At 52.0% G+C, this 7407-nt stretch carries 9 protein-coding genes and 1 pseudogene; 5 read left to right on the plus strand and 5 right to left on the minus strand.

Going from position 1 to position 7407, the window contains the following annotated elements; all coding sequences use genetic code 11:
• Nucleotides 1–6 precede the first annotated feature (6 nt).
• On the minus strand, nucleotides 7–675 hold the full coding sequence (locus D6694_08205; protein ID RMH42223.1) for an alpha/beta fold hydrolase: 669 nt from the start codon (nucleotides 673–675) through the stop codon (nucleotides 7–9).
• A gap of 151 nt (nucleotides 676–826) precedes the next feature.
• Between D6694_08205 and D6694_08210 the strand changes: the two are divergent.
• From D6694_08210 to D6694_08230, 5 genes and pseudogenes are all read left to right on the plus strand, one after another.
• A pseudogene (locus tag D6694_08210) lies at nucleotides 827–976 on the plus strand (cell envelope biogenesis protein OmpA).
• A 22-nt stretch (nucleotides 977–998) separates the two neighbouring features.
• Complete coding sequence (locus tag D6694_08215; protein ID RMH42224.1) at nucleotides 999–1835, plus strand: diaminopimelate epimerase; 837 nt, start codon at nucleotides 999–1001, stop codon at nucleotides 1833–1835.
• Nucleotides 1760–2485 (plus strand): DUF484 family protein, encoded by a 726-nt coding sequence (locus D6694_08220; protein ID RMH42225.1) that lies wholly within the window; start codon nucleotides 1760–1762, stop codon nucleotides 2483–2485. The genes D6694_08215 and D6694_08220 overlap by 76 nt, the downstream gene beginning before the upstream one ends.
• Nucleotides 2478–3410, plus strand: a complete 933-nt coding sequence (xerC, locus tag D6694_08225) for a tyrosine recombinase XerC (protein ID RMH42226.1) — start codon at nucleotides 2478–2480, stop codon at nucleotides 3408–3410. The genes D6694_08220 and xerC overlap by 8 nt, the downstream gene beginning before the upstream one ends.
• A complete protein-coding gene (locus tag D6694_08230) occupies nucleotides 3292–4092 on the plus strand; it encodes an HAD family hydrolase (protein RMH42227.1) in 801 nt (266 codons plus the stop codon). The genes xerC and D6694_08230 overlap by 119 nt, the downstream gene beginning before the upstream one ends.
• Here the strand turns inward: D6694_08230 and D6694_08235 are convergent.
• From D6694_08235 to D6694_08250, 4 genes are all read right to left on the minus strand, one after another.
• Nucleotides 4084–5064, minus strand: a complete 981-nt coding sequence (locus D6694_08235) for a hypothetical protein (GenBank protein ID RMH42228.1) — start codon at nucleotides 5062–5064, stop codon at nucleotides 4084–4086. The two genes, D6694_08230 and D6694_08235, sit on opposite strands and share 9 nt — an antisense overlap.
• Before the next feature lie 84 nt (nucleotides 5065–5148).
• Nucleotides 5149–5799 (minus strand): orotate phosphoribosyltransferase, encoded by a 651-nt coding sequence (locus D6694_08240; protein RMH42229.1) that lies wholly within the window; start codon nucleotides 5797–5799, stop codon nucleotides 5149–5151.
• 2 nt (nucleotides 5800–5801) lie between these two features.
• Nucleotides 5802–6530, minus strand: a complete 729-nt coding sequence (locus D6694_08245) for a ribonuclease PH (protein ID RMH42231.1) — start codon at nucleotides 6528–6530, stop codon at nucleotides 5802–5804.
• A 50-nt stretch (nucleotides 6531–6580) separates the two neighbouring features.
• On the minus strand, nucleotides 6581–7213 hold the full coding sequence (locus D6694_08250) for a guanylate kinase (GenBank protein ID RMH42230.1): 633 nt from the start codon (nucleotides 7211–7213) through the stop codon (nucleotides 6581–6583).
• Nucleotides 7214–7407 lie beyond the last annotated feature (194 nt).

A 7407-nucleotide genomic window follows, 5' to 3' on the forward strand; every position in this document is an offset into this window, starting at 1 on the left:
CTTTGCCTAATCAGTCAACACATCAAGTTGTTGGTGCCACCATTGGCGAAGATCGGCGATTTCTTCAGGGCAAACTGCGTGCGGCATGGGGTAATCATGCCAGTCAGGTGCATATTGCCATGCCAGCAATTGTTGATATGCCATGCGGCCAAGCATGATCGGCACCACTGGATCTTGTCGGCCATGTGCCATCCAAATGGGCAATGTTTCCGGCTGCTGCCGACTTTCACCAAGCACTTCAGCAAGCGGCAAATAAGTCGACAGCATCACCAATCCGGCGATTGGATGTGCCAAACGCAATGCCGTATGCGCTGCGATCACACCACCCTGCGAGAAACCGGCAAGGAAAATTCGGTCGAAACCGACGGCCTCTGCCTCCAATGCGACCAGTCGATTCACTTTGTCAACCGAATCCATCACGCCAGCATGATCGGCACGAACACTCAAATCCATGCCAAGAATATCGTACCATGCGCGCATCGGCATGCCGCCATTAATGGTCACGGGCCGCACGGGTGCATGCGGAAAAACAAATTTAACGCCGCGCTCACGAAGTCCGAGTTCGGGCACAATGGGTTCGAAGTCATGGCCATCAGCCCCCAACCCATGCAACCAGATCACCGTCGCTTGATGGGTACCCTTTGGGGACACAACCACTGAGGCAAGCTCTGACATCACATCCTCCTACTGTCGTGAATGGCCGAAACTTTACACGTTTTTCTTTCAACCAAACAGCCCTGATATTGAAAACATCTGCCTGTATTGAGCTGACAACAACACTATCTGGTGTATACTGATGACAAGAATAATTGCCATCGTTTCTCCAATGCGACGTTTGAGGTTCACTATCCCGCTGCTTGCTGTCTTGGTGCTAGGTCTTCCTGGGTGCGGGATCAAGGGGCCTCTTTATCTGCCCCCAAAGGCCACATCACAACAAGACACAAGGCCTGCGGCACCGCCAACGTCGAATCGGGAGGAGAAAACGACCACTGGACAAAATGCGCCTGTCATTCACAAAAATGCACGGTCTGGGGAATGATTTCGTCGTACTTGATCAAGTCACCCAACCGGTTTACCTAAGCCAGAAACAAATCAGAGGGCTAGCCGATCGGCATCGTGGTATCGGCTTCGACCAATTAATCTACGTTGAAGCGCCCATTCGACCAGACGCCGATTTCCACTACCGCGTCTTTAATGCCGATGGCAAAGAAGCGGGGCACTGCGGCAATGGTGCGAGATGCTTCTACCGGTTTGTGCGGGATAAGCAGCTCACATGGAAACGTCGCATTAAAGTGACCACTGAAGACGGTTCACTGCTTGATATCTTCCATGCTGGTCCCGGGCTCGTTGGTGTGGAGATGGAAGGGCCGGTCTTTCAGACCCCTCAAATACCGGTCACGATGAAGCATCATGGGCAACATTTATATCAGCTGCCCCTCATGGACGATATTATTGAAGTTGGCCTTGTGTCTGTCGGCAATCCACACTGTATCGTTTGGGTGCCAGATATTCGCACTGCACCGGTGAGAGAGCTTGGCCCCATGCTTTGTCAACATGCCTGGTTTCCGGAGCAGGTGAACGTCAGTTTCGTCGAATTGAAAAGTCGAAACCACGTCGCGTTACGCGTATTTGAACGGGGAGTTGGCGAGACACAAGCGTGCGGTACCGCCGCCTGTGCCACCATAGCCGTCGGTCGGGCCTTAGGTTGGTTGGATGAAAAAGTCCGAGTGATTCAGCCCGGCGGCATGCTACAGTTGCGATGGCGCGGGCAAGGTGCCAACATGGTGATGATTGGGCCAGCCCAAAAAGTGTTCGAAGGTGTGGTGGAATTATGAAAACAATGAACACGACGCCAAAAGAAGCGCTCATTCAATACCTGCGTGAACATCCGGATTTTTTTAAAAAACACCCCGAACTATTGTCCGAACTGGAATTGCCGGTCGCGCCACCAGGCACCGTATCGCTCGTGGAAAGACAGATTCGGAAGTTGCGCGAGCAAAACCAAAATTTGCAAACCCAGTTACTTGAAGTATTGCGAAACGCACAGCGCAATGAACACCTTCTCGGGCAGACAACATCTTTAATTCGATCGCTGATTGGTTGCCACGATTTACGCCAGCTTGCCGACACACTGATCGACGCCATGCCGAAATTATTCCAGATTGATGTTGTTCGACTCTACACCGAACAACTCCCCGGACACGAAGGGGTGGCTGAAGTCTGTGCAGAGCTCGGCTTATTTTTTCCACATCGGCACCCGATATGCGGTGCCTGTGATGCCCAAACCGCCGAATTGTTATTTGGCCGAACGGATATCCGCTCCGTTGCGCTTGTGCCCATCGGCCGCCACGCCGATATGGGTTTACTTGCACTGGGCCACCACGAACCGGATAATTTTGACCCTAACACTGGTACCCTTTTTCTAGACACCATTGGCCTTGTCCTTGAGGCGCTGTGTCAAAAATTGGCCTTTGCCAATGGCTAACACAACGAACACCGAACTGCTCAGGCCTGTTGACAGCTTTCTTGCGCACATGCGAGACATCCGGCGTGCCTCTGTTCACTCCCTGACAAGTTATCAACGAACACTCGCCGCCACAGCCAAACTGCTCGCTGAACAAGATATTATGAACTGGCGCGATGTCTCCAGTCACCACATCCGAAGTTTCGTGATACGCTGGCATCGACAAGGATTACAGCCAAGGTCCATCGCCCAGCGACTATCGGCGCTTCGTAGTTTTTATCGGTTTTTACTGCAAAATGGGGCCGTTTCCCATAACCCGGTGCAAGATGTTCGCGCCCCGAAACGCGCCAAACGATTACCAGCCTATCTTGACGCCGAGACCTTGGTGCATTTTCTCAACCGCATCCCACAGAACGATCCTTATTCGGCCAGAGACCGCGCCATACTGGAAATTTTTTACGGCTCTGGCCTCCGACTCAGCGAACTCGTGCAACTTAATGTCGACGATTGGCCCCAACTCGGTGAACTCTTGCGCGTCACTGGCAAAGGCAACAAGGTGCGGCTTGTTCCAGTGACCGACTTGGCCCATCAGGCCGTGGACACTTGGCTAGAATTTCGGCGCTTTTGGGACAAAGGGGACCCAGCGATGTTCATCAGTCGAACCGGCTCGCGTCTGCATGTCCGAACCATTCAACGACGCCTTGTTTATTGGGCCCAAAAGTTAGCACTGCCCGATCATTTGCATCCCCATAAGCTCCGTCATTCATTCGCCACCCATCTGCTGGAAAATTCAGGGGATTTGCGCGCCGTTCAAGAGTTACTTGGACATGCCAATCTGGCCACCACTCAAATCTACACGCAAGTTGATTTCAGTCACTTGGCGAAGGTCTACGATCGCGCTCATCCACGCGCTCATTTATCTGATGATGACAACACCGATTATTAGCTTCGATTTAGACGACACGCTGTGGGACAACCGTCGCGTGATTCAGCGAGCGCTGCGCCAGCTCTATGATGCTTTGACTAAGGCGTATCCGCAAATGATACACCAGATATCTTTTAGCGACTTCATACATATGGCCGAAGACCTCGACGAACAATGGCCAATGGACAGCCATCGTATTGCCCATTTGAAGGCGGTATTGACACGCATTGGCCTCCCCACCTCGCAAGCATCCGAACACGCAATACGCTGGACGCAGCACTATCGGCGCTGGCGGTCGCAGGTGCAATGCTACCCCGGTGTGATCTCGTTGCTGGTTTCGCTCAAGACAAAATATCGCCTCATCGCCATCACTAACGGAAATGTCGATGCCCGCCAGGTTGGTTTGTACGGATTATTTGAGCAGATCTTTTATGCCGAGGAGTTTGGTCTCCAGAAAAGCAATGTCGATCTTTATCGCTCCATCAGCCGCCGACTTGCCACGGGCCATCCCAGCCCGTTGCTTCACATAGGCGATCACTGGCAACAAGATGTCTTGGTGCCAGCCGAGGCCGGATGGCAAACGCTTTGGGTTCAAAGGCCAAATGTAGAACCGACGTCTCCGCCGCCAAAAGGTTATCTAGGCAAGATTGGCCATGTGCTCGAGTTGCCCATAAAACTACAGGCAATCCCGGTGTTAGCCTGATTGTTCAAGTCGCGATCGTAAGTAGGGGACAAATCGACGGACTATCTGCTGTGCCCGGTCAGTCGTACATTCTACCTGCTCTTCACCATTCGCCCCTTTACAATACACATCAATGTGAATCTCAACCCGACCATCCCGCTCGGGAATTCTCGATACTGTGATCGAAACGTCCTTATCAGTGCGCGGTTTTTCTGTGATGATGAGGGTATCTGTAATCAACTCGATACGACCACTGGCATTGTCTTTGACATAAAGTTGTGCAAGCTGCCAGGCCCGGGCACATACGTTGAAGTCTTCACAGTAAAACGCCCGATTCCGGAGCCGCTGCCGCTCGGCTTCGTCCTGTGCTAAACGCCGTGCACGCTGCCGCTGCAACTCTTCGAAACGGGCAATATCTTGTGAAAACTCCTCACGAATACGAGCGATTTCGGCATTTTTCTTTTCAATGTACATTTCGCCTTCAGCAATTTGTCGCAATGCGCGCTCAATATTGTCCTGCAAGGCCTTTGGAATGGGTTTCCCACGACGCTCAAAGTCCGCCGCCTTCGATTGCATTTTCTCGAGGTCACGACGAATGCGTTGAATGTTCGCGCGACGAATATCCATATCCACCATCACCGCCTTGATCATATTGTCGCGCGCACGCTCGAGGTCTCGGACAGTCGTATACTGTCGCAATAGCTCGTTGTCACGTCGTAATTGCTCTTCTATTTTTTTCCGTTCAATGGCGGCTAACCGGGCCAACTCTTTTTCCTTTCGGATTTGCTCAGGCGTCTTGGCTGGCGGCACACGGCGAATCAAATTTCCGTAGATATCCACGATGTCGTAGCCCTGACGCGCCACATCGGGTGGCAAATGGTCTTTGATGACAACCACACCATCCTTGTTCTTGTAACGATACATTTTTTGCGTTGTCGCCCCCTGTTGTGTGGCTGACAGCGCGCCAGCACACCAGAAAAAACAGACCATCATCAACAGAGCAGTTCTCACGACAACACTCCTTCCGTCATTCCACCAATGTCCAAAAAACCATTCGCATAGTGTGTATAGCACAGTTTACTGTGTTTGATCGACTCCATATCGCTCGCGATAATCGCGAATTGCTTGCCACAATGCAGCATCCTTTTGCCCAGTGAGGTAATCCATCAAATCGTCAAGCCGGATAATGGGATACACCGGGATGCCATATTCAGACATCACATCCTGAATGGCTGACTGGCCGGATGGGCCCCGCTCTTGTCGGTCCAGCGCCACCACAACACCGGCCGGTTGCGCCCCATATTCTTGAATCAGTGCAATGCTTTCACGAATCGCAGTGCCCGCGGTAATCACATCATCAATAATGAGAACACGACCCGAAAGCGGGGCACCGACCAAACGCCCACCTTCGCCATGGTCTTTGACTTCCTTACGATTAAAACATAGCGGGACATCTCGCCCAAATTGTGAGGCTAATGCCACGGCGGTAGTGGTCGCCAAGGGAATTCCCTTGTACGCCGGACCAAACAACATGTCGAACTCAATATTTGAGGCGACAATGGTGCTGGCATAAAAGCGACCAAGTTCGGCCATGTCACCACCAGAAACAAATGCGCCTGCATTAAAAAAGTACGGGCTTTGACGTCCAGATTTCAATGTGAAAGTCCCAAACCGAATGGCTTGCCGTTCAATCGCAAAATCGATAAAGTCGCGCTTGATATCCTGCATGACTATCTCTCCAGAGGCGCATCCAATGCCGCCCGCTGAATATCAAAAAGCTCAAGTAGCCCACGTCGCCCATAGTCCAACATGGTATTTAACTGTTCTGCCGAAAAGCTACCGTCTTCCGCAGTGCCCTGTATTTCAATAAAACCACCGGCTTCCGTCATCACCAAATTCATGTCTGTCTCTGCCGCTGAATCCTCTTGATAATCAAGATCCAGCACCACTTCGCCGTCGAAAATCCCGACCGACACGGCGGCCACCAAATGCTTGAGCGGATTAGTACGAACATGACCCTGCCGCCGCAAATATTCAAGGGCATCCACCAAAGCCACACATCCACCAGTGATGGCCGCAGTGCGAGTGCCACCATCCGCTTGTATGACATCGCAGTCCACAGTGATCGTATATTCGCCCAACATTGACAGATCAACAGCAGCACGCAAAGAGCGACCAATCAAACGTTGAATTTCCTGAGTTCTGCCCGACTGTTTCCCTCTTGCAGCCTCACGGTCATTTCGGCTGTTGGTCGCACGCGGCAACATCCCATACTCAGCCGTAATCCAGCCTTGGCCTTGCCCCTTCAAAAATCGCGGCACGCCCTCGGCCACGGAAGCGGTGCAAATCACCTTGGTTTCACCAAATTCGATAAGGACTGAGCCCTCAGCGTGTTTCGTAAAGCCTCGTTGGATATTCACTGGACGCAATTGTTGCGCACTTCGGCCACTTGGTCGCATACTGTTTTCCTGTTCAAGCATTCATTATCGCATTATACCACTGAGGACTTTCAGGCGCCTGCCAGAAGTGCGTCAAGCAAAACTCGATGGCGTCGTTGCTGCCGATCTAATCGAAGCCGATGGGCCAACACGATCGCTTTGAGCTCTGACAAAGCGGTTTCAAAGTCGTCGTTGATGACCACATAGTCATACTCAGCGTAATGTGACATTTCTTCGCGTGCGGCCTGCATGCGACGTTCAATGACCGCTTCATCGTCCTGACCGCGTTTGTGCAATCGTTCGTATAGAGCCTCCAACGAGGGCGGAAGCACAAAAATGGAGACGACATCTTGCCACGCACGACGAACCTGGCGCGCGCCTTGCCAATCGATTTCCAAGATAACGTCATCTCCCTGGTTTAAACTCACCTCAATCTGGGACCGCGCAGTGCCATAATAATTGCCGAACACATTGGCATATTCTAAAAAGGCGTTCTCCGCGATCATTTCTTGGAATTGGGGTTTGGTCACAAAATAATAATCACACCCATCCTCTTCCCCCGGCCGTCGCGCACGTGTGGTGTGGGAGATGGAAAGCCCAATGTTGGGCAATTCGGCAACCAGTCGTTTGACCAAAGACGTTTTGCCAGCCCCAGAGGGAGCCGAGACGACGAAAAGTTGTCCTGTCGCAGTTGAATCGGTCATGCAAGGTGCACCTTTTATTTACCCGATGCAAAGCCCCATCTTAACACTCAACTACGGAAATCGACCATAGTCACTTGGCATGAACCGACGACTGAACATCGAGTAGGGTGAGGCGTTACCGCCTCATCCCTCTCACAGAACCGTACGTACGGACCTCGTATACGGCTCCTGTACTTTACACATTCCAGTCTGCC

Source organism: Gammaproteobacteria bacterium (genome assembly GCA_003696665.1).
GTDB lineage: Bacteria > Pseudomonadota > Gammaproteobacteria > Enterobacterales.

Excerpts from the sequence above, each read along its gene's own strand:
- D6694_08205 (RMH42223.1), bottom strand. The coding sequence starts at position 675 with ATGTCAGAGCTTGCCTCAGTGGTTGTGTCCCCAAAGGGTACCCATCAA.
- D6694_08215 (RMH42224.1), top strand. The coding sequence starts at position 999 with ATGCGCCTGTCATTCACAAAAATGCACGGTCTGGGGAATGATTTCGTC.
- D6694_08220 (RMH42225.1), top strand. The coding sequence starts at position 1,760 with ATGGCGCGGGCAAGGTGCCAACATGGTGATGATTGGGCCAGCCCAAAA.
- xerC (RMH42226.1), top strand. The coding sequence starts at position 2,478 with ATGGCTAACACAACGAACACCGAACTGCTCAGGCCTGTTGACAGCTTT.
- D6694_08230 (RMH42227.1), top strand. The coding sequence starts at position 3,292 with ATGCCAATCTGGCCACCACTCAAATCTACACGCAAGTTGATTTCAGTC.
- D6694_08235 (RMH42228.1), bottom strand. The coding sequence starts at position 5,064 with ATGATGGTCTGTTTTTTCTGGTGTGCTGGCGCGCTGTCAGCCACACAA.
- D6694_08240 (RMH42229.1), bottom strand. The coding sequence starts at position 5,799 with ATGCAGGATATCAAGCGCGACTTTATCGATTTTGCGATTGAACGGCAA.
- D6694_08245 (RMH42231.1), bottom strand. The coding sequence starts at position 6,530 with ATGCGACCAAGTGGCCGAAGTGCGCAACAATTGCGTCCAGTGAATATC.
- D6694_08250 (RMH42230.1), bottom strand. The coding sequence starts at position 7,213 with ATGACCGATTCAACTGCGACAGGACAACTTTTCGTCGTCTCGGCTCCC.